Source organism: Stenotrophomonas sp. HITSZ_GD (assembly GCF_029543105.1).
Lineage (GTDB): Bacteria > Pseudomonadota > Gammaproteobacteria > Xanthomonadales > Xanthomonadaceae > Stenotrophomonas_A.
The window spans coordinates 16,311-38,218 of sequence record NZ_JARQXB010000009.1; the positions used below are offsets into that span (position 1 = coordinate 16,311).

At 70.6% G+C, this 21,908-nt stretch carries 15 protein-coding genes; 10 read left to right on the top strand and 5 right to left on the bottom strand.

Annotated features, from left to right (window positions below):
- Positions 1–47: 47 nt before the first annotated feature.
- Both cysK and cysG read right to left on the bottom strand, forming a co-directional pair.
- Positions 48–1,007, bottom strand: a complete 960-nt coding sequence (gene cysK / locus P6166_RS10380) for a cysteine synthase A (protein WP_277764389.1) — start codon at positions 1,005–1,007, stop codon at positions 48–50.
- A gap of 22 nt (positions 1,008–1,029) precedes the next feature.
- Positions 1,030–2,484: a siroheme synthase CysG gene (gene cysG, locus P6166_RS10385; protein ID WP_277764390.1), complete on the bottom strand. Its 1,455-nt coding sequence runs from the start codon at positions 2,482–2,484 to the stop codon at positions 1,030–1,032.
- 158 nt (positions 2,485–2,642) lie between these two features.
- Between cysG and P6166_RS10390 the strand changes: the two genes are divergently transcribed.
- The 4 genes from P6166_RS10390 to P6166_RS10405 all read left to right on the top strand — a co-directional run bounded on the left by P6166_RS10390 (position 2,643) and on the right by P6166_RS10405 (position 7,903).
- Positions 2,643–3,626 (top strand): LysR family transcriptional regulator, encoded by a 984-nt coding sequence (locus tag P6166_RS10390; RefSeq protein ID WP_277764391.1) that lies wholly within the window; start codon positions 2,643–2,645, stop codon positions 3,624–3,626.
- Between the two features lie 116 nt (positions 3,627–3,742).
- On the top strand, positions 3,743–4,147 hold the full coding sequence (locus P6166_RS10395; protein WP_277764392.1) for a DUF2946 family protein: 405 nt from the start codon (positions 3,743–3,745) through the stop codon (positions 4,145–4,147).
- 67 nt (positions 4,148–4,214) lie between these two features.
- On the top strand, positions 4,215–6,527 hold the full coding sequence (locus P6166_RS10400) for a TonB-dependent receptor (RefSeq protein WP_277764393.1): 2,313 nt from the start codon (positions 4,215–4,217) through the stop codon (positions 6,525–6,527).
- A 2-nt stretch (positions 6,528–6,529) separates the two neighbouring features.
- A complete protein-coding gene (locus P6166_RS10405; protein ID WP_277764394.1) occupies positions 6,530–7,903 on the top strand; it encodes a PepSY domain-containing protein in 1,374 nt (457 codons plus the stop codon).
- A gap of 19 nt (positions 7,904–7,922) precedes the next feature.
- On the opposite strand, the gene P6166_RS10410 is transcribed toward P6166_RS10405, so the two are convergent.
- The 3 genes from P6166_RS10410 to P6166_RS10420 are packed head-to-tail and all read right to left on the bottom strand — an operon-like array spanning position 7,923 to position 12,247.
- Entirely contained in the window at positions 7,923–8,648 is a 726-nt protein-coding gene (locus P6166_RS10410; RefSeq protein WP_277764395.1) for a phosphoadenylyl-sulfate reductase, read from the bottom strand.
- On the bottom strand, positions 8,645–10,345 hold the full coding sequence (cysI, locus tag P6166_RS10415; protein WP_277764396.1) for an assimilatory sulfite reductase (NADPH) hemoprotein subunit: 1,701 nt from the start codon (positions 10,343–10,345) through the stop codon (positions 8,645–8,647). The genes P6166_RS10410 and cysI overlap by 4 nt, the downstream gene beginning before the upstream one ends.
- A gap of 51 nt (positions 10,346–10,396) precedes the next feature.
- Positions 10,397–12,247 (bottom strand): assimilatory sulfite reductase (NADPH) flavoprotein subunit, encoded by a 1,851-nt coding sequence (locus P6166_RS10420; protein ID WP_277764397.1) that lies wholly within the window; start codon positions 12,245–12,247, stop codon positions 10,397–10,399.
- A gap of 179 nt (positions 12,248–12,426) precedes the next feature.
- Between P6166_RS10420 and cysD the strand changes: the two genes are divergently transcribed.
- The 6 genes from cysD to P6166_RS10450 all read left to right on the top strand — a co-directional run bounded on the left by cysD (position 12,427) and on the right by P6166_RS10450 (position 21,850).
- Positions 12,427–13,335 (top strand): sulfate adenylyltransferase subunit CysD, encoded by a 909-nt coding sequence (cysD, locus tag P6166_RS10425; protein ID WP_277764398.1) that lies wholly within the window; start codon positions 12,427–12,429, stop codon positions 13,333–13,335.
- On the top strand, positions 13,335–15,266 hold the full coding sequence (gene cysN / locus P6166_RS10430; RefSeq protein WP_277764399.1) for a sulfate adenylyltransferase subunit CysN: 1,932 nt from the start codon (positions 13,335–13,337) through the stop codon (positions 15,264–15,266). The genes cysD and cysN overlap by 1 nt, the downstream gene beginning before the upstream one ends.
- Before the next feature lie 127 nt (positions 15,267–15,393).
- On the top strand, positions 15,394–16,470 hold the full coding sequence (locus tag P6166_RS10435) for an efflux RND transporter periplasmic adaptor subunit (RefSeq protein WP_277764400.1): 1,077 nt from the start codon (positions 15,394–15,396) through the stop codon (positions 16,468–16,470).
- Positions 16,467–19,592 carry an efflux RND transporter permease subunit gene (locus P6166_RS10440; protein WP_277764401.1) on the top strand — a complete coding sequence of 1,042 codons (3,126 nt, stop codon included), beginning with the start codon at positions 16,467–16,469 and terminating at the stop codon, positions 19,590–19,592. Before P6166_RS10435 ends, P6166_RS10440 begins: the two co-directional genes overlap by 4 nt.
- A gap of 67 nt (positions 19,593–19,659) precedes the next feature.
- Positions 19,660–20,208: a GNAT family protein gene (locus P6166_RS10445; protein ID WP_277764402.1), complete on the top strand. Its 549-nt coding sequence runs from the start codon at positions 19,660–19,662 to the stop codon at positions 20,206–20,208.
- Positions 20,209–20,353: 145 nt separating this feature from the next.
- Complete coding sequence (locus P6166_RS10450; protein WP_277764403.1) at positions 20,354–21,850, top strand: alanine/glycine:cation symporter family protein; 1,497 nt, start codon at positions 20,354–20,356, stop codon at positions 21,848–21,850.
- The last annotated feature ends 58 nt before the right edge of the window (positions 21,851–21,908 follow it).

The following is a 21,908-nucleotide window of genomic DNA, read 5'->3' on the forward strand; positions in this document are numbered from 1 at the left end:
AAAAGGGCCGCGTGGGCGGCCCTTTCTTCATCGCGCGTGGAAGCGGCTTACGGCAGCCCGGCCAGCCAGTCGTCGTCCGAGCCTTCGTTGATGTCGGCGAACAGCGGCGTGCTGAAGTAGCGCTCGCCGGTGTCGGGCAGCACGGCCAGCAGCACCGAGCCCGGCGCGGCCTTGGCCGCCACGTCCAGCGCGGTGGCCACGGTGGCACCGGCGGAAATGCCGACGAAAATGCCTTCCTCGGCCGCGAGGCGGCGCGCGACCTCGATCGCGCGGTCATCGCCGACCGCGTACAGCTCGTCGTAGACCTCGCGGTTGAGTACTTCCGGCACGAAGTCCGGCGTCCAGCCCTGGATCTTGTGCGGCTTCCATTCGTCGCCCTTGAGCAGCGAAGCGCCCGCCGGCTCCGTGGCGACGATCCGGGTTTCCGGGCGCGCCACCTTCAGCACCTCGCCCACGCCGGTGAGCGTGCCGCCGGTGCCCCAGCCGCTGACGAAGTAGTCCAGGCGATGGCCGGCGAAATCGCGCAGGATTTCCGCCGCCGTGGTGTTGCGGTGGTAGGCCGGGTTCGCCGGATTGGCGAACTGGCTGGCGAGGAACCAGCCGTGCTGCTCGGCCAGTTCCTTGGCCTTGCGCACCATGCCGCTGCCGCGCTCGGCAGCGGGCGTGAGGATAACTTTCGCGCCATAGGCGCGCATCAGCTTGCGGCGCTCGATGGAGAAGGTTTCCACCATCGTGGCGACGAACTTGTAGCCGCGCGCGGCGGCGACCATCGCCAGCGCCACGCCGGTGTTGCCGGAGGTGGCTTCCACGATGGTGTCGCCGGGCTTGAGCACGCCGCGCTGCTCGGCATCCAGGATGATGGCCAGCGCGAGGCGATCCTTCACCGAGCCGCCCGGGTTGAAGGATTCCACCTTCGCGTAGAGGGTGACGTGCTCGGGCGCGATCCGGTGGAGCTTGACGATCGGCGTGCGGCCGACGGTGTCGAGGATGCTGTCGTACAGGGCCATGTGGGAATCTCCGTGGAGGCGGTCAGGCGGCGTGCGCCAGTGTGGCGCCGTCGGGCTTTGCGGAAAGTGAGGGCGGCACGCCGAGCGGCGCCTGCCCGAACCAGTGCAGTTCGTGCGCCAGCGCGGCGACCTCGCCGAGGATCAACAGCGCCGGCGAAGCCACCTCATGCTGGCGTGCCAACGCGGCGAGCGCATCGAGCCGGCCAGTGAGCACGCGCTGCTCGGGGCGCGAGCCGTTCTCCACCAGCGCGAAGGGCGTGGCGGCGTCGCGGCCGCCGGCGAGCAGGCGGGCCTGGATCGTCTCCAGCCCGGCCACGCCCATGTAGAAGGCCAGCGTTTGGCGTTCGCGCGCCAGCGCATGCCAGTCCAGCGTGTCGAGCGAATCGCGGCAGTGCGCGGTGACCAGGCGCACCGACTGCGCATGTTCGCGATGGGTAAGCGGCACGCCGGCATACGCGGCGCAGGCCAGCGCGGCGGTGATGCCGGGTACCACCTCGAAGGGGATGTCGTGCGCGCGCAGGAATTGCAGTTCCTCGCCGCCACGCCCGAACACGAACGAATCGCCGCCCTTGAGCCGCACCACCCGGCGGCCGGCGCGGGCGTGCTCCAGCATCAGCGCGTGGATGTGCTCCTGGGCGGTGCTGTGGCCGCGCGCGGACTTGCCGACCTCGATGCGCTCGGCATCGCGGCGTGCCAGCGCCAGCACCGGGCCGCTGACCAGGCGGTCGTAGAGGATCACGTCGGCTTCGTTGAGCGCGCGCAGCGCGGCGAGCGTGAGCAGGCCCGGGTCGCCCGCGCCCGCGCCGACCAGCACCACCGCGCCGCGCGCCGGCGGTGTGGCCTGCGCAAGCTGGCTATCGAGATAGCGCGCCGCGTCGTCCTCGCGGCGCTGCCGCAGCAGGCGCGGCAGCGGGCCGGCGAGCTGGGCTTCGAAGAACCGCCGGCGGGCGCCGGTGTCGGGGAAGCGGTCGCGGATGCGTGCGCGCTGGCGGGTGAACAGGGCCACCAGCCCGCCCCAGCTGTCGTCGAGCAGGCTTTCCAGCCAGCGGCGCAGGTGCCGCGCCACCATCGGCGCACCGCCACCGCTGGAGATGGCCACCTGCAGCGCACCGCGTTCCACCACCGCCGGCACCTGGAAGCTGGACAGCGCCGCATCGTCCACCACGTTGGCGAAGATGCCCCGCGCCTCGGCGGTCGCGGCCACGGCCTGGTTGACGGCCAGATCGTCGGTCGCGGCGATCACCAGCCAGGTGCGCGGCTGCAGCCAGCCCGGCTCGAACACGCCGGCCCACCATTCGATGGCGCCTTGTTCGGCCGCCTCGCGCAAGCCGTCCGTCAACGTGGGCGCGCCGACCCGGACCTTCGCGCCGGCGTGGCGCAGGGCCTGCACCTTGCGCTCGGCCACCGCGCCGCCGCCGACCACCAGCACCGGTCGGCCACGCATGTCGGCGAACAAGGGAAACAGGGCAGGGCTCACGAGGGCGCGCTGGCGGGGAGGAGGGCTGACCGTAAACCCCGCTTATAGCCGTCGGAAATGACTTCATGCATCCTTTAAATAGCCGTCGGTTATAAGCTCGGCCTCCGGATTCCCGTACATTCGTTCAGCCGCCTCCCACGCCTGCCGCGATTGCCCCGATGACGCTGACGCAACTCCGCTACCTGGTCGCCATTGCCGACGCCGAGCTCAACATCACGTTGGCGGCCGCGCGCGTGCACGCCACCCAGCCGGGCCTGTCCAAGCAGCTCAAGCAGCTGGAGGACGAGCTGGGCTTTCTGCTGTTCGTGCGCAAGGGCCGCAGCCTGGAGACCGTGACCCCGGCCGGCAGCGAGGTGATCCACCGCGCCCGCGCCGTGCTGGCCGAGGCGAACAACATCCGCACCTACGCCGCCAACCAGCGGCGCGAGGCGCAGGGCCAGCTCACCCTGACCACCACCCACACGCAGGCACGTTTCGTGCTGCCGCCGGCGGTGGCGCAGATCAAGCACGCCTACCCGCAGGTGAGCGTGCACCTGCAGCAGGCGGCCGAGAGCGCCGCGCTGGACCTGCTCAGCCAGGGCGATGCCGATATCGCCGTGGTCAGCACCGCAGGCGGGGAGCCGAGCGCGGGCATCGCCGTGCCGCTGTACCGCTGGCGCCGGCTGGTGATCGTGCCGCGCGGCCACGAACTGGACCGCGGCGGCCGCGCGCCGGACATGCAGGCGCTGGCCACGCAGCCGCTGATCAGCTACGAATCCTCCACGCGCGCCGGCTCCTCGCTGCAGCGCGCCTTCGCCGAGGTGGGGCTGGAGCCGCGCATCGCGCTCACCGCGCTGGATGCCGACCTCATCAAGACCTACGTGCGGACCGGCCTGGGCGTGGGCCTGGTGGCGGAGATGGCCATCGGGGGCGACGACACCGACCTGCGTGCCTGGGCCGCACCGGCGCCGATCGCCGAGTGCATCGCCTGGGCGGTGCTGCCGCGCGACCGCGTGCTGCGCGATTACGCGCTGGAACTAGTCCACGTGCTGGCCCCGCAGATCGACAAGCGCGACCTGCGCCGGGTGCTCGATGGCAACCAGGCGCCGAACTGGCCCGCGCCGCCGACCTGGGAATCGCTGACCCAGACCATCACCAGCTGATCGCCCTGCCCGGGGCGGATGCGACAATCCGCCGCGCCCCGGGTCTTCACGGAGAGCGCCGGGTAGCCGGCGGCTAGAATGGCCCGGTGATCCGCTCCCGGTCCCTGCATGCGCTGATGTCCCGACTCGCCTGGGTGGCGGTCGTGCTGATGCTGTGCGCGCCGCTGCTCAGCCGCGCGCTGCAGTCGCCCGGCATGCCGCGGCTGGTGGAGCTGTGCACCAGCGCCGGCATGCAGCGGGTGGACCTGGCCACGCTGGCGCCGCCGGTCTCCCCGCATGCCGGCCACGCCGCCCCGTTGCCGGGGCCGGATGCGCCCGATGGGCACGCCGCGCATGGCGGCGAGGCGGCGGCCTGCGACTACTGCCTGCTGGCCATCCGCCTGCTGCCGCTGTTCGCCTGCCTCGTGCTGATGCTGGCGTGGCGCGCGCCGACCCGGCCGCAAGCCTCGCGCCCGGCCGCCTTCGTCACCGCTTTCGCCTGGCCCGCGCACGCCGCGCGCGGGCCGCCGCTGTACGCCTGATCCACACGGAAGAACCGCCCGCACCGGCGCCGCCGGTCGCGTCCCGTCGTGTTTCATGGAGTTCCCCATGTCCCTGTTCCTTGCGCCTTCTCCGGGCGCGAGCCTCGGCCTGCGCCCGTGCGCGCCCGCCGTCGCGATGTGTTGCCTGTTGCCCTGCCTGGCGCTCGCCGCGCCGGCCGACGCCGCTGCTGAAGACGGCATCCAGCGCCTGGAGGCCGTCCAGGTGCGCGCCGACACCGAGGCCGCCGAAGCGCCCGACAGCCCCGCCCCGCGCGCACGCATCGACGCGCAGCAGATCGACCGCATCAACGTCGCCACCAGCGAGGATGCGCTGCGCTATGCCCCCAACCTGCAGGTGCGCAAGCGCTTCACCGGCGACAACAACGCGCTGGTGGCGGTGCGCGGCACCAGCAACCGGCAATCCGCGCGCACGCTGGTGTATGCCGACGGCCTGTTGCTGAGCAACCTGCTGGGTTCGGATTTTAGCTTCGCGCCGCGCTGGTCGCTGGTCGCGCCGGGCGACCTGGACAGCGTGGACGTGCTCTACGGCCCGTATTCGGCCCGCTTTCCCGGCAACGCGCTGGGCGCGACGATCCTGATGCACACGCGCATGCCCGAGCGTTTTACCGCCGGCGGCGGCGTGCAGTTCCTGCGCCAGGATTTCCGCGAATACGGCCAGCACGACACCTACGACGGGCGACATGACGACGCGCAGCTGGGCGATCGCCACGGCGTGTTCGCCTGGCGCCTGTCGCTGGACCGGCTGGACAACCAGAGCCATCCGCTCAGCTACTACAGCGCGCTGCGTTCGACCACGCCCGCGTCCGCCGCCGATACGCCGGTGCGCGGCGCGGTGGCCTACCGCGACCCGTTCGGCCGCGACGCGCTGCTGATGGGCGTCAACAGCGAAGGCGCGACCGACACGCGCAACGACCAGCTCGCGCTGCGCATGACCTACGACGTCGCCCACGACGTGCAGCTGGCGGTTTCCTTCGCGAATTGGCGCCAGCGTGCGGACAACGCGGTCGGCAGCTGGCTGCGCACGGACGACGGGCGCACGGTCGCGCAGGGCACGGTCGCCATCGACGGCCAGCGCTACGTATTGCCAGCCAACGCCTTCGCGCCCGGCCATGGCGACAGCGCACGTCGCCTGTACGGCGCCACGCTGCGTGCCGGCGGCGACAGTGGCTGGCGCTATTCGTTTGCCGCCTCGCGGCTGGAGACGCCGCGTGACCGCATCCGCACGGCCAGCGGCAGCGGCGAGGGCCCCGGCACGATCGGCGATGCCGACGGCAGCGGCTGGACCAGCGTGGACGCCGAAGCCGGTTTTGCCGCCAGCGCCGAAGCCGCGCACCGCCTGAGTGCAGGCGCGCATGCCGACCGCTACCGGCTGGACAGCACGCTGTGGCGCACCGACGACTGGCGCCACGGCGCACCGCAGGCCCTGCAGGGCGCGTTTGCCGGCAACACCCGCACCGGCGCGCTGTACGTGCAGGACGAGTGGCGCTGGGGCGCGGGGTGGCTGCTGGTGTCCGGCCTGCGTTGGGAGCAGTGGCGCGCCGACGGGGGCGTGCGCCGCGATGCGCAGGGCGCGGCCTACTATCCCGCGCGGCGCGATGACGGCTTCTCGCCGAAGCTGTCGTTGTCGCGGCAGCTCGATGCGGGCTGGAGCGCGCGCCTGTCGCTGGCGCGCGCGCTGCGCTGGCCGACGGTGAGCGAGCTGTTCCAGGGCAGCCTGAGCGGCACGAGCATCGTCAACAGCGATCCGAACCTGCAGCCGGAAGATGCGTTCTCCAAGGACCTGACCCTCGAGCGCGCGCTGGCGCAGGGCAGCCTGCGCCTGTCGCTGTACGAGGACGACGTGCGCGACACCCTGTTCTCGCAGACCGATACCACCGTGTTCCCCAATGTCACCCGCATCCAGAACGTGGACCGCGTGCGCACGCTCGGCGCGGAGGCGGCATGGGACGCGCGCGATGTCGGGCTGCCGGGCCTGGACCTCGTCGCCAGCGTGGCCTGGAACCACGCGGTGACGATGGAGAACCGGCGCAATCCAGCGACGGTGGGCAAGGCGTTCTACCGCATCCCGGAATTCCGCGCCGACCTGCTCGCCAGTTACCGCATCACGCCGTGGCTGCGCGCATCGCTCGGGGGGCGCTACTCCGGACGGCAGTACAACTCGCTCGACGAGCGCGATGTCCATCCGGATACCTTCGGCGGCACCAGCCGCTACCTCGTGTTCGATGCACGCACCGAGTTCGTGCTGCTGGCGGGCTTGAACCTGTCGCTGGGCGTGGACAACTTCACCAATGAGCGCTACTACGTCTACCACCCGTATCCCGGGCGGACGTGGAGCGCCGAACTGCGCTACCGGTACTGAGCATGGACCCGTCCCTCGACCGACGTCGCTGGCCGCGCTACCGCACGTTGTGGCGCTGGCACTTCTATGCCGGCCTGTTTTGCGTGCCGCTGGTGTTGTGGCTGGCACTGACTGGCTCGCTCTACCTGTTCAAGCCGCAGATCGAAGCCTGGCTGGATCGCGACTACGACCACCTCCCCGTGCGCGGCCCGCTCGCCGCGCCCTCGGCGCAGGTGGCCGCGGCGCTGGCGGCGGTGCCGGGCGGCACCCTCAACGCCTACGAGTTGCCGACCGCGCGTGGCCAGGCCGCGCGCGTCCTCGTGGCCCACGATGCACGGCTGTGGCGCGTCTATGTCGACCCGCGCACGCTGCGGGTGCTCGGCAAGGTGGACGAGAACCGCCGGCCGATGCGCGTGCTTTTCTACCTGCACGGCGAACTGCTGATGGGCCGTGCCGGCTCGATGCTGGTGGAGCTGGCCGCGTGCTGGGGCGTGGCGATGCTGCTCACCGGGCTGGCGCTGTGGTGGCCGCGCCATTGGCGCGGCGCCGGCGGCGTGCTGTATCCGCGCCTGGGCCGGCAGGGCCGCCTGTTCTGGCGCGACCTGCATGCGGTGAGCGGCGTGTGGGTCTCGTTGTTCGCGCTGTTCCTGATCGTCTCCGGCTTGCCGTGGAGCCAGAACTGGGGCGGCTTGCTGAAGCAGGCGCGGGAGCTGGCGGCCGGCCACGAGGTGCGCCAGGACTGGACCGTCGGCCGTCGCCAGGCATTGGCGGCGCAGCGGCGCGAGGCGGAGGGGCAGGCGCATGCGATGCACGCGGGCATGGCGATGCCCGGTGGCGCGATGGCGCCGCCGCCGGCCGACGCCTACGCGCAGATGGATCGCTTGCTGCCGCGCGCGAAATCGCTGGCGCTGGCGCCGCCGGCGCTGCTGTCGCCGCCGGACCATCCGGGTGGACGCTGGAAACTGCGCTCGGAGGCCGGCGACCGCACGCAGCGGGTGAACCTGGCCTTCGATGCCGACGGCGCGGTGGTCGATCGCGTGGACTTCGCCCAGCGGCCGTTGATCGACCGCATGGTGGGCGTCGGCGTGGCCGCGCACGAGGGGCAGCTGTTCGGCTGGCCGAACCAGTTGCTCGGCCTGTTCACCGCCACGGGCTTGAGCCTGGTGTGCGTCAGCGCGGTGCTGCTGTGGTGGCGCCGGCGCACGCCCGGGCACCTCGGCGCGCCGCCGCCGGGGGAACGCTCGCGGCTGGCACTGGGCGCGTTCGCGTTGATCGTGCTGCTCGGCGTGTTCCTGCCGCTGTTCGGGCTGAGCCTGCTGCTGGTGCGCGCGATCGAGTGGCTGTGGCTGCGGCGCTGGCCGCGCGCGGCGCGCTTCCTCGGCCTGGCCCGCGCCTGAGCGCCGGGCCGTGGCGAGGCTAGAGGTCCTCGTGGATGCCGCATTCGCGCTTGAGCCCGAAGAAGCGCGTGTCTTCCTCGCGCATCCCCGGTTCCCAGCGCCGCGTGGTGTGGAAATCGCCGATCGACACGTAGCCCTGCTCCCACAGCGGGTGGTAGGGCAGGTCGTGCGCCTTCAGGTAGCCCCACACATCGCGGTCGCTCCAGTCGGCGATCGGGCTGACCTTGTAGCGGTCGCCGCGCTGCTGGACGATCGGCGTCTGTGCCCGGCTGGCCGATTGCTGGCGGCGCAGCCCGGTGAACCACGTGCCCACGTTCAATTCGTCCAGCGCCCGCCGCATCGGCTCCACCTTGCGCAGGCTGTTGTACTGCTCGATGCCGACCACGCCCTGTTCCCACAACCGCCCGTGTCGTGCCTCCATCCACGCCCGGCTGACCAGCGGGCGGAAGACCTTGAGGTTGAGCTGCAGGCGCTCGGTCAGTTCGTCGGCGAAGCGGTAGGTTTCCGGGAACAGGTAGCCGGTGTCGATAAGGATCACCGGGATGTCCGGCTTCTGCCGGCTCAGCATGTGCAGCGCGACCGCCGATTGCGCGCCGAAGCTGGAGGACAGCGCCGCTTCCGCCGGCCCGTTCGCCAGTGCCCAGGCCACGCGCTCCTGCGCGCTGCATCGCGCCAGACGCGCATTGAGGGCGTCGAGGTCTTGCAGTGCGTCGAGCTTGGCCGAGGTGGCGGGCAGGGCGGTCATACGAGTTCCAGTTGGACTTGGCGATGGGTGGGATACGACGGCAGTGCGACCACGCCGGCGCGGTGCAGGAAATCCCCGAAGCCTTCGGCCTCGGTGCGCTCGGCCGCGTAACGGGCGAACAGCGGATCGAGCGCGGCGAGGATCTCCGCCTCGGTGATGTTCTCGCGGTAGAGCGTGTTGAGCCGCTGGCCGCGGTGGTCGCCGCCGAGCATCAGGTTGTAGCGGCCCGGGGCCTTGCCCACCAGCGCGATCTCGGCGAGGTAGGGGCGCGAGCAGCCATTCGGGCAGCCGGACAGGCGCAGCACGATGGGCGCCTCGGCCAGGCCGTGGGTTTCCAGCAGCGGTTGCAGCTTGGCATTGAAGTCGGGCAGGTAGCGTTCGGCCTCGGCCATCGCCAGCCCGCAGGTCGGCAGCGCCACGCACGCCATCGCCCCCCGCGCCAGCGCGCTCGGCGCGCGATTGCCGGCGTCCAGCCCGTGTTCTTCGACCAGCGCATCGATACGCGCGCGCTGCGTGGCCGGCACGCCGGCGATGACCAGGTTCTGGTTCGGCGTGAGCCGGAACTCGCCCTGGTGGAAGCGCGCGATCTCGCGCAGGCCGCTCAACGCGGTGCGGCCATCGGCATCGGCGATGCGGCCGGCCGGCAGCGAGAGCGTCAGGTGCCAGCGGCCGTCCTCGCCCTCCACCCAGCCATAGCGGTCGCCGTTGTGCTCGAAGGCGAAGCCGCGCGCCGGGGCGAGCGCCAGGCCGGCGCGGCGCTGGATCTCCGCGACGATGAAATCCAGCCCCTTGTCGTCGATGGTGTACTTGAAGCGCGCGCGCTTGCGCACCTCGCGGTTGCCGAAGTCGCGCTGCGTGGTCACCACGGCGGTGGCGATGTCCAGCAGCTGCTCGCGCGGGAACCAGCCGACCACGTTGCCCACGCGTGGCCACGTCTCCGCATCGCCATGCGTGGCGCCCATGCCGCCGCCGATGACCAGGTGGTAGCCGGTCAGCACGCCTTCGTCCACCGTGCCGACGAAGCCCAGGTCATTGGCGAATACGTCCACATCGTTGATGGGCGGCAGCGCGAAGCCGATCTTGAACTTGCGCGGCAGGTAGCGCTCGCCGTAGATCGGCTCGTCTTCCTCGCCACTGGACGACACGCGCTCCTCGTCCAGCCATATCTCGTAATAGGCCCGGGTGCTGGGCAGCAGGTGTTCGGAGGTGCGCGCGGCATCGGCGTACAGCTGCGCATGCACGGGCGAGCGCAGCGGGTTGGCCGCCACCAGCACGTTGCGGTTGACGTCGCCGCAGGCGGCGAGCGTGTCGATCAACGCGGCGTTGATCGCCTGCATCGTCGCCTTCAGCTCGCGCTTGATCACGCCATGGAACTGGAACGCCTGCCGCGTGGTGACGCGCAGCGAGTGGTTGCCGTAGCGCGTGGCGATGGCGTCCAGTTGCAGCCACTGCTGCGGCGTGACCACGCCGCCGGGCGTGCGCGTGCGGATCATGAACTGGTAGGCCGGCTCAAGCTTCTGCCGGCGGCGCTCGTCGCGCAGGTCGCGGTCGTCCTGCTGGTAGCTGCCGTGGTACTTGATGAGGGTCTGGTCATCCTCGCGCAGGGCGCCGGTGACCGGGTCGGCCAGGCTTTCCAGCAGCGAGCCGCGCAGCCGGCGGCTGGCGGATTTGATGTCTTCGACGGAATGCGTGCTCATGGCGATCTGGCTGGCAGCGGAAGGAGGCGGGCGACGAACGGCGCTCGGCCGTCAGTACACATCCCGGCTGTAGCGCCCCTCCTTCTGCAACGAGGTGACGAATTCGGCGGCCGCCTCGGGCGCGAGCCCGCCGTGCTCGGCGACGATGTCCACCAGCGCGGCGTGCACGTCCTTGCCCATCGAGATCGCGCCGCACACGTACACGTGCGCGCCTTCGCGCAGCCACCCGTAGACCTCGCGCCCGCGCTGGCGCAACCGGTGCTGCACGTAGATCTTCTGCGCCTGGTCGCGCGAGAACGCCAGGTCCAGCTCGTGCAGCTCACCACGCGCCAGCGCTTGCTGCCACTCGGCCTGGTAGAGGAAATCGCGGTTGAAGTGGCGTGCACCGAAGAACAGCCAGTTGCGCCCGCGCGCGCCGCGCTCGGCGCGCTCCTGCACGAAGCCGCGGAACGGCGCCACCCCGGTGCCGGGGCCGATCATCAGGATGTCGCGCGCGTCGTCGGCCGGCACGCGGAAGCGCTCGTTCGGCTCCACGTACACCTGCGCGGTATCGCCTTCGGCCAGCGCGGCGAGGAAGGCGCTGGCCGAGCCGACATGGGCATGGCCATGCGCGTGGTATTCCAACTCGTCCACCGTGAGGTGGACCTCTTCGCCCACGCGGCGGCGGCTGGAAGCGATGGAATACAGCCGCGGCGCCAGCGGCCGCAGCGCGGCCAGCAGGCCCGCGTGGTCCCAATCCGCCGGCCAGCGACGCAACACGTCGATCACCTGGTGGTCGGCGAGCAGCGTCGCCAGGCCGGCAGTCTGGGTAGGGGCGAGCAGTTCGCGCAGTTCCGCCGCGCCAGACCGTTCGGCATGCGCGGCCAGGAACGGCCGCGACAGCTTGGTCAGTTCGCGGTGGGCAGCGAGCCACTCCGACAGCGGCAGAGTCTGCTCGGCCACGGTGACGTCGGCATGACCGTCCAGTTGCAGGACATCGAGCAGCGGGGCGACCAGTGCGTCGGGGTTGCGATGGCGGAACCCGAGCGCATCGCCGGGTTCGTAGTGCAGGCCGCTGCCGGCCAGCGACAGTTCCAGGTGGCGCACGCGCTTGGACGCCACGCCATGCTGGCGATAGGCCGGGCCCTTGAAGTCGCGGCCGCTGATGACCTGGTTGGCCAGCACTTCGGCGGCGAACGGGTGGGCGTGGTCGGCCGCGTTCGGCGCCGGGCCGCGCAGCGGGGTGACCTTGGCCCCGGCCGCCGGCACGCTGGCCAGTTGCTCGCGCGCTTCGCGCAGCACGTCCTCGCGCCAGGGCTGGGCGACGCTGTCGATATCCAGGTCGGCCTCGGCCAGGGGGCGCACGCGCTGCGCGCCGAGTTCGGCCAGCCGCGCGTCGAGGCGGCGCGCGATGCCGCAGAAATCCGCGTAACTGGAATCGCCCAGCCCGAGCACGGCGTACTTCAGCTCCGGCAGCTTGGGCGCGCGGCGGCCCTGGATGAATTCGACCAGCCCGATGGCGTCGTCTGGCGGGTCGCCTTCGCCCTGGGTGCTGATCACCAGGTACAGCAGGCGCTCGCTGGCCAGCTCGCGGGTGGGATAGGTATCGGCGCGCTGCAGGCGCACGCGCAGGCCGGCGGCTTCGGCATCGGCCACCAGCCGCTCGGCGGCGCGGCGCGCGTTGCCGGTCTGGCTGCCGTAGAGCACGGTCAGGCGGCGCTCTTCGCCGCGTTCGCCGGCCGTGGCGCCGCCCGGCACCAGGGCCAGCGAGGGCGGCGCCGCGTGGCCCTGCGCCAGCCCGGCCGCATAACCGGACAGCCACCACAGCGAGGGCGCGTCGAGCCCCTCCACCAGCCGCGTCAGCAGCGCCCGCCGCTCCTCCGGGAGGGGACTGGGGGGCAAGGCAGGGCTGACGGCGGTCATTCCCGGTCCGGTGTCTGGGGTGGGGAATCCGATGCTAGGCAAGGCCTTGCGGCGACAGAAAGGAGCAGGGGTTATCGCCTTATGCCCGCCGCTTATTTCTGCGCGTGGGCCGCGCCACCCCAGACTGCGCCTCTCCCGGTCGGTGTAGGCTTGACCGGCCACTCCGATACCTGGCGGCAATGAGTCTTCCACCCCTGTCCCACCTCGACCGGCTCGAGGCCGAAAGCATCCATATCCTGCGCGAGGTCGCGGCGGGCTTCGCCAACCCGGTGCTGCTGTATTCGGTGGGCAAGGACAGCTCGGTGCTGCTGCACCTGCTGCTGAAGGCCTTCGCCCCGGCGCCGCCGCCGATCCCGCTGCTGCACGTGGACACGCGCTGGAAGTTCCGCGAGATGATCGCCTTCCGCGACCGCCGTGCCGCCGAGACCGGCGTGGAACTGCGCGTGCACATCAACCCCGACGGCGTCGCCCAGAACGTTGGCCCGATCAGCCACGGCGCCGCCGTGCATACCGACATCATGAAGACCCAGGGCCTGAAGCAGGCGCTGGAGCAGTGGAAGTTCGACGCGGCCATCGGCGGGGCGCGCCGCGACGAGGAGAAATCGCGCGCCAAGGAGCGCGTGTTCTCTTTCCGCAACGAGCGCCACCGCTGGGACCCGAAGAACCAGCGCCCGGAGCTGTGGAACCTGTACAACACCCGCGTGCACGCCGGCGAGAGCGTGCGCGTGTTCCCGCTGTCGAACTGGACCGAGCTGGATATCTGGCTCTACATCTACCGCGAGGCGATCCCGGTGGTGCCGCTGTACTTCGCCGCCCCGCGCCCGGTGGTGGAGCGCGACGGTGCGCTGATCCTGGTGGACGACGAGCGTCTGCCGCTGCGCGAAGGCGAAGTGCCGCAACTGCGTTCGGTGCGTTTCCGCACGCTGGGCTGCTACCCGCTGACCGGCGCGATCGAATCCACCGCCGACAGCCTGGAAGCGATCATCGCCGAGATGCTGGTGGCGACCAGTTCCGAACGGCAGGGCCGGGTGATCGACCAGGACCCGAGCGAGTCGATGGAAAAGAAGAAGCTGGAGGGGTACTTCTGATGGCACGCGACCCGGCCACTCTTGAAGCCAGCCCCGCCGCGCAGGCCGCCGCGCAACCGGCGGGCGAGCAGATCGCCGCCTACCTGCAGCGCCACGAGACCAAACCGCTGCTGCGCTTCATCACCTGCGGCAGCGTGGACGACGGCAAGAGCACCCTGATCGGCCGCCTGCTCTACGACAGCAAGCGCCTGTTCGACGACCAACTCGCCGCGCTGGAGCGCGACAGCCGCCGCCACGGCACGCAGGGGCAGAACATCGACTACGCGCTGCTGCTCGATGGCCTGGCCGCCGAGCGCGAGCAGGGCATCACCATCGACGTGGCCTACCGCTACTTCGATACGGACCGGCGCAAGTTCATCGTCGCCGACTGCCCCGGCCACGAGCAGTACACCCGCAACATGGCCACCGGTGCGTCCACTGCGGACCTGGCGGTGGTGCTGGTGGATGCGCGCAAGGGCCTGCTGCCGCAGACCCGCAGACACAGCTTCATCGCCTCGCTGCTGGGCATCGGCCGCATCGTGCTGGCGGTGAACAAGATGGACCTGGTGGGCTACGACCAGGCGGTATTCGACGCCATCCAGGCCGACTACCGCGCGCTGGCCGCGCAGCTGGGGCTGGCCTCGGTGCAGGCGATCCCGCTCTCGGCGCTGGAAGGGGACAACCTGTCCACGCGCTCCACGCACATGCCGTGGTACGCCGGCCCGAGCCTGCTCGAACACCTGGAAACCGTGCCGCTGCCGGACAGCGACGGCACGCTCGCCCTGCGCCTGCCGGTGCAGTGGGTGAACCGGCCGCACCAGGGCTTCCGCGGGTTCGCCGGCACGCTGAGCGCCGGCCATGCGCGGCCCGGCGATGCAGTGGTGGTGCTGCCCTCCGGACGACGCTCGCGCATCGCGCGCGTCATCGGCCCGGATGGCGACGTGCAGCACGCGCGCGCCGGCCAGGCGGCGACGCTGACGCTGGAAGACGAAATCGACGTCAGCCGGGGCGATGTCATCGCCGCCGCCGGCGATCCGCCCGAGGTGGCCGACCAGTTCGCCGCGCACCTGCTGTGGCTGGACGACGCGGCGCTGCTGCCCGGCCGCCCGTACTGGCTGAAGATCGGCGCGCGCACCGTGGCCGCCAGCGTAAGCGAGATCAAGCACCGCATCGACGTGAACACGCAGGAGCCGCTGGCCGCCAAGCGCCTGGCGCTCAACGAGGTCGGCTACTGCAACCTGGCGCTGGACGAGCCGGTCGCCTTCGCCCCGTATGCGCGCGAGCGCGAACTGGGCGCGTTCATCCTGATCGACCGCCAGACCAACGCCACCGTGGGCGCCGGCACGCTGGACTTCGCGCTGCGCCGCGCCGGCAACGTGCATTGGCAGCACCTGGACGTGGACAACGCCGCGCGTGCGCGGATCAAGGGCCAGGCGCCGAAGGTGCTGTGGTTCACCGGCCTGTCGGGCGCGGGCAAGTCCACCGTGGCCAACCTGGTGGACCGGCGCCTGCACGCGCTGGGCTACCACACCTTCATCCTGGACGGCGACAACGTGCGCCACGGCCTCAACCGCGACCTCGGTTTCACCGACGAGGACCGCGTGGAGAACATCCGCCGCGTGGCCGAAGTGGCGCGGCTGATGGCCGATGCCGGGCTCATCGTGCTGGTCAGCTTCATCTCCCCGTTCCGCGCCGAGCGGCGCATGGCGCGCGAGCGCTTCGCGCCGGGCGAGTTCGTGGAGGTGTTCGTCGACGTGCCGCTGGCGGTGGCCGAGGCACGCGACGTGAAGGGTTTATATGCCAAGGCGCGCGCCGGCCTGATCCCGAACTTCACCGGCATCGATTCGCCCTACGAGGCCCCCGAGGCGCCCGAACTGCACCTGCTGGCCGATGGCGACAACGCCGAGGCGCTGGCGCGGCAGGTGCTGGCGCACCTGGATATCGAGCGCTGACCGGGGCCGCCAGGGCTTTTGCCTGGCGGCAAGGGTCGTTGGTCATGGGGCCCTTCGGGCTGCGTTGTCAACGCCTGTCATCCGGTGTCGTTACACTCGGGATATCCCTTGGCAGGACCCCTGATTGATGCTTTCCCGATTCCGCGCGGGCGCGGTAGCCGCGAGCCTGGCCGTGCTGGCCACGACCCTGGCCGGCTGCGACCGGCCCGCTCCCTCGGCCGCCGCCGCCGCCCCGATCCCGGTGACCGTGCAGACGGTTTCCACCCAGCCCTGGAACACCACCGTGCAGTCCATCGCCACGGTGCGCGCGCGCGAGTCGGTGGCGCTGACCGCGGCGGTGAGCGACGTGGTGGAGAAGGTGTATTTCGAGAGCGGCGACGCGGTGAAGGCGGGCCAGTTGCTGGTGACCCTGCGCGGCAACTCGCAGCAGGCTGCGCTCAACGCCGCGCAGGCGACCTTCGAGGAGGCCGACCAGTTGTATCGCCGCCAGCAGGAGCTGATCGGCCAGCAGCTCGTCGCCAAGTCCACCCTGGATACCCAGCGCGCGCTGCGCGACGCGGCGATGGCCCGCGTGGCGCAGATGCGTTCGGACATCGGCGACCGCGAAGTGCGCGCGCCGTTCGCCGGCGTGCTCGGCATCCGCCAGATCAGCCCCGGCTCGCTGGTGACTTCGAGCACGGTGATCGCCACGCTCGACGACATCGAGCGCATGCACGTCGATTTCCAGGTGCCGGAAGCCCAATTGGGCCTGGTGCGCCTGGGCAACGAGGTCAGCGGCGTGGCGGCGGCCTTCCCGGGTGAGCGTTTCCGCGGCGAGGTCTCGGCGATCGATTCGCGCGTGGACGAGAACACCCGCGCGGTGACCGTGCGCGCGGACTTCGCCAACCCCGAGCGGCGCCTGCGCCCGGGCATGCTGCTGGATGTGCGCCTGTACCAGCCGGAGCGCCAGGCACTGGTGATCCCGGAGATCGCCGTGGTGCAGGTCGGGCGGGAATCGTTCGTGTACCGGGTGAAGGCCGACGACAGCGTGGAGCGCGTGGACGTGCGCACCGGCGAGCGCCGCGACGGCAAGGTCGAGATCCTCGACGGCATCCAGGCGGGCGAGCGCATCGTGGTGGACGGCACTGGCAAGCTGCGCCCGGGCCTGAAGGTGCGCGGTGAAGCCGCCGGCGCCGCCGCGCCGCGTCCGCAGGCCGCGCGATGAAACTTTCCGATATCTCCATCACCCGCCCGGTGCTGGCGGTGGTGATGAGCCTGCTGCTCGTCGTGCTCGGCGTGATGTCCTTCACCCGGCTGACGCTGCGCGAGTTGCCGGCCATCGACCCGCCCATCGTCTCGGTGGACGTGGAGTACACCGGCGCTTCGGCGGCGGTGGTGGAAAGCCGCATCACCCAGGTGCTGGAAGATGCCCTGGCCGGCATCGAGGGCATCGAGACCATCGAGGCGCGCAGCCGCAACGGCAGCTCGGACATCAGCATCGAGTTCGTGCCCACGCGCGACGTGGAGGCCGCGGCCAACGACGTGCGCGATGCGGTGAGCCGCGTCACCGACCGCATGCCCGACCAGGCGCGGCCGCCGGAGATTTCCAAGGTCGAGGCCGACGCCGACCCGATCCTGTGGCTGAACATGAGCTCCAGCGTGATGGACACGCTGCAGCTGTCCGACTACGCCGAGCGCTACATCGTCGACCGCTTCTCCAGCCTGGATGGCGTGGCGCAGGTGCGCATCGGCGGCCGCCAGCGCTATGCGATGCGCATCTGGCTGGACCGCGACCAGCTCGCCGCGCGCGGCATGACGGTGAGCGACGTGGAAGCGGCGCTGGAGAAGGAGAACGTCGAGCTGCCGGCGGGCAGCATCGAATCGGCGCAGCGCGATTTCACCCTGCGCGTGGAGCGCAGCTACCTCAAGCCGGAAGACTTCGCCCGCCTGCCGCTGGGCAAGGGCCGCGACGGCTACGTGGTGCGGCTGGGCGACGTGGGCAAGGTGGAGCTCACCTCGGCCGAGCGCCGCGCCTATTTCCAGAGCAACGGCGTGCCCAACGTCGGCCTGGGCATTGTGCGCAATTCCACCGCCAACGCGCTGGACGTGGCACGCGAGGCGCGCGCGGAGGCCGAGCGCATCCAGAAGTCGCTGCCGGCCGGCACCAACATTTTCGTCGCCTTCGATACCACCACCTTCATCGATGCCTCCGTGGAGCGCGTGTACCACACGCTGGTCGAGGCGGTGGTGCTGGTGCTGGTGGTGATATGGCTGTTCCTGGGCAGCGCCCGCGCGGCGCTGATCCCGGCGGTGACGGTGCCGGTGTGTTTGATCGCCGCATTCATCGCGCTGTACGCGTTCGATTTCTCGATCAACCTGCTGACCCTGCTCGCGCTGGTGCTGTGCATCGGCCTGGTGGTGGATGACGCCATCGTGGTGGTGGAGAACATCCAGCGCCGCATCGATTTGGGCGAACCGCCGCTGGTCGCCGCGCGCCGCGGCACCGCGCAGGTGGCTTTCGCGGTGATCGCCACTACCGCGGTGCTGGTGGCGGTGTTCCTGCCGGTGGGTTTCCTGGAAGGCAATACCGGGCGGCTGTTCCGCGAGCTGGCGGTGGCGTTGGCCGCGGCGGTGGCGATCTCGGCCTTCGTCGCGCTGACGCTGACGCCGATGATGTCCTCCAAGCTGCTCAAGCCACACGACAAGGAGAAGCCCAACCGTTTCCACCACTGGTTCAACACCCGCATGGAGCGGCTGAGCCAGGGCTACAAGCGCTCGCTGGAGCGCAGCGTGGACCGCAGCTGGGTGTTCGGCGCGGTGATGCTGGCCGCCTTCCTGCTCAGTGGCTGGCTGGCCACGCGCATTCCTTCCGAACTGGCGCCGGCCGAGGACCGCGGCAATTTCCAGGTGATGATCGACGGCCCCGAGGGCGCCGGTTTCGACTACACCGTGGGGCAGATGCACCAGGTGGAGGCGATCCTGGCGCCGTACATCGGCCCGGACAAGCCCATCGTGCGCGCCAACCCGCGCGTGCCGGGCGGTTTCGGCAGCAGCGAGGAAATGCATACCGGCCGCGTCAGCGTGTTCCTGCAGGACTGGCACCAGCGCGAGCAGCCGACCGTGGCGCTGGCCGACGAGATCCAGAAGAAGCTCGCCGTGCTCACCGGCGTGCGTGCGCGCACGCAGGTCAGCGGCGGCCTGGTGCGCAGCCGCGGCCAGCCGTTCCAGATGGTGCTGGGCGGCCCGGACTACGCCGAGCTGGCGCAGTGGCGCGACCGCATGATGCAGCGCATGGAAGAGAACCCCGGCCTGGTGGGCGTGGATTCGGACTACAAGGAAACCCGACCGCAGATGCGGGTGAACATCGACCGCCTGCGCGCGGCCGACCTGGGCGTGTCGGTCACCGAGATCGGCGGCGCACTGGAAACGCTGATGGGCTCGCGCCGCGTCACCACCTTCGTCGACAACGGCGAGGAATACGACGTGATGCTGCAATCCGGCCGCGAGGGCCGCATGTCGCCGGAGGACCTGGCGGCGATCCGCGTCCGTTCCAGCAGCGGCGAGCTGATTCCGCTCTCCAACCTGGTGAGCTTGAGCGAGGTGGCCGAGGCCGGCACCTTGAACCGCTTCAACCGCCTGCGTTCGGTGACGCTGAGCGCGAGCCTGGCGCCGGGCTACAGCCTGGGCGATGCGATCGCCTGGACCGAGCGCATCGCCCAGGAAGAACTGCCCGAGTATGCGCAGGTCGACTGGAAGGGCGAATCGCGCGAATACCAGAAGTCCGGCAGTGCGGTGCTGCTGACTTTCGCCATGGCGCTGCTGGTGGTGTACCTGGTGCTGGCCGCGCAGTTCGAGAGCTTCGCCCACCCGCTGGTCATCATGCTCACCGTGCCGCTGGCGGTGCTGGGCGCGCTGGTGGGCCTGTGGGCGACGAACGGCACGCTCAACCTCTTCAGCCAGATCGGCATCGTGATGCTGGTGGGCCTGGCGGCGAAGAACGGCATCCTGATCGTGGAGTTCGCCAACCAGCTGCGCGACGAAGGGCGCAGCGTGCACGAGGCGATCGTCGAATCGGCCTCGGTGCGCCTGCGGCCGATCCTGATGACCTCCATCGCCACGGTGGTGGGCGCGATCCCGCTGGTGCTGGCCGGTGGACCGGGCTCGGCGAGCCGCGCCACGATCGGCGTGGTGGTGATCTTCGGCGTCTCGCTGTCCACGCTGCTGTCGCTGTACGTGGTGCCGGCGTTCTATTCGCTGATCGCGCCGTTCACCCGTTCGCCGGAAGCGCTGGCGCGCGAGCTGGAGGTGCTGGAGCAGCAGACGCCTTCGGTGGGCGGGCACGCGTGAGGTGCGCCCCCGCTTGCCCTCGCGCCGCCACTCGGCGAGCATGCAGGGGTTCCCTTCGGATTTCGCCATGGACACCGCGCCCCTCCCGCGCGGCGAAGGTTTCCTGTTGCGACGTTGGCATGCCGACGATGCGCCGGCCCTCGCCACCGCGGCCAACCCTCCCGGCATCGCGCGCTGGCTGAGCGGGCGCTTTCCGCATCCCTATAGCCTGGCCGATGCCGAGCGCTTCCTCGCCGGCGAGGTGGTGAACTTGTCCGATCCGGTCTTGGCCATCGTGATCGACGGGGCCATCGCCGGCGGCATCGGCACGCATGCCGAGCAGGCCGGTCGCGCCGAGGCCGCGCATAGCGCGCTGCTCGGTTACTGGCTCACGCCGGCGCACTGGGGCCGCGGCGTGATGAGCCGCGTGGTGGCCGCATTCGCGCCGTGGGTCATGCACACGCAGCGCCTGCACCGGCTCGCCGCCCATGTGATGCCCGACAATCTCGCCTCGGCCGCCGTGCTGCTGCGCAACGGCTTTGCCGAAGAGGGACGCATGCGCTTGGCGGTGGTCAAGGACGGCCTGCCCCAGGACTTGAGACTTTTCGCACGTGTGCGCGCGACGCTGACGGAGTGAGTGCTACGCCATGCGGCGCGGGGCGCATCGCGGGACGATGCATGCCCGCCACGCGCCGCATGCCATCGCCGGCTTCGGCACAATGGGCTGGCCCCTGGCGCAGGGGTGCCGTACCGACCAACGCCAACTGAGGGGAATGCAACGCGTGGAATCGATCATCGAGTGGATCAACGGCATCATCTGGAGCAAGGCGCTGATCGTCATGTGCCTGGGCGCCGGGCTGTACTTCAGCTTCGCCACCCGTTTCATGCAGGTGCGCGGCTTCGTCGAAATGCTGCGGCTGACGGTGCGCGGGCAGAAGTCCGATGCCGGCGTGTCCTCGTTCCAGGCGTTGGCCATGTCGATGGCCGGGCGCATCGGCATCGGCAACATCGCCGGCGTGGCCACCGCCATCGCCTTCGGTGGGCCGGGCGCGATCTTCTGGATGTGGGTGATGGGCTTCCTCGGCGCGTCCACCTCGTACATCGAATCCACGCTGGCGCAGATTTACAAGGTCAAGGATGCCGATGGCCGCTACCGCGGCGGCCCGGCGTACTACATCGAAAAGGCCATGGGCCTGAAGTGGTACGCCATGCTGTTCGCGCTGGCCACCATCGTCGCCGCCGGCTTCCTGATGCCCGGCGTGCAGGCCAACGCCATCGCCGACAGCGCGGCCAACGCCTGCGCCGGCACCGGCTGGTGCAACGGCTTCGAGGGCCAGTGGCTGGGCCTGCCCGCGCGCGATGCGTTCAAGCTGGTGCTGGGCATCGGCGTGGCGCTGATGCTGGCGGTGATTATCTTCGGCGGCGTCAAGCGCATCGCCAACTTCGCCGAGGTCGTGGTGCCGTTCATGGCCGGCGGCTTCATCCTGATGGCGGTCACCGTGATGGTGCTCAATGCCGAGCAGGTGCCGGGCATGTTCGCGCTGATCTTCAGCAGCGCCTTCGGTAGCCATGCCGCGTTCGGCGCGCTGCTGGGCCTGGCGGTGGAATGGGGCGTCAAGCGCGGCATCTATGCCAACGAGGCCGGCCAGGGCACCGGCCCGCATGCCGCTGCGGCCGCGGAGGTCTCGCACCCGGCCAAGCAGGGCTACGTGCAGGCGTTCGCCATCTACTTCGACACCATGATGGTGTGCACCTCCACCGCGTTCCTGATCCTGGCCACCGGCACGTACAACGTGTATGCGCCCGATGGCGGCGCGCCCCTGTTCGCCGGCCTGGCCGGCGTGCAGGAAGGCCCGGGCTTCGCGCAGGCGGCGGTGGAATCGGTGCTGCCGGGCTGGGGCGCGGGCTTCGTGGCGGTGGCGCTGTTCTTCTTCGCCTTCACCACCATCATGGCCTATTACTACATGGCCGAAACCAACCTCAGCTACCTCAACCACAACCGCCACCGCCCACTCACCGTGCTGGTGCTGCGGCTGGGCATCGTGGGCATGGTGATCTTCGGCGCCTTCCACAACGCCGGCGTGGCGTGGGCGCTGGGCGACATCGGCGTGGGCCTGATGGCGTGGCTGAACATCATCGCCATCTTCATCGTGCGCAAGCCGGCGCTGATCGCGCTGCGCGATTACGAGCGGCAGAAGAAGCTGGGGCTGGACCCGGTCTTCGACCCGGACGCGGTGGGCATCCGCAACGCCGATTTCTGGAAGCGGCGTGACGGCTGAAAGCCGCCGAGGGTGACGGGGGCGGCGCGGGGCGGCATCATGCCCCGGCCGAAGGCCG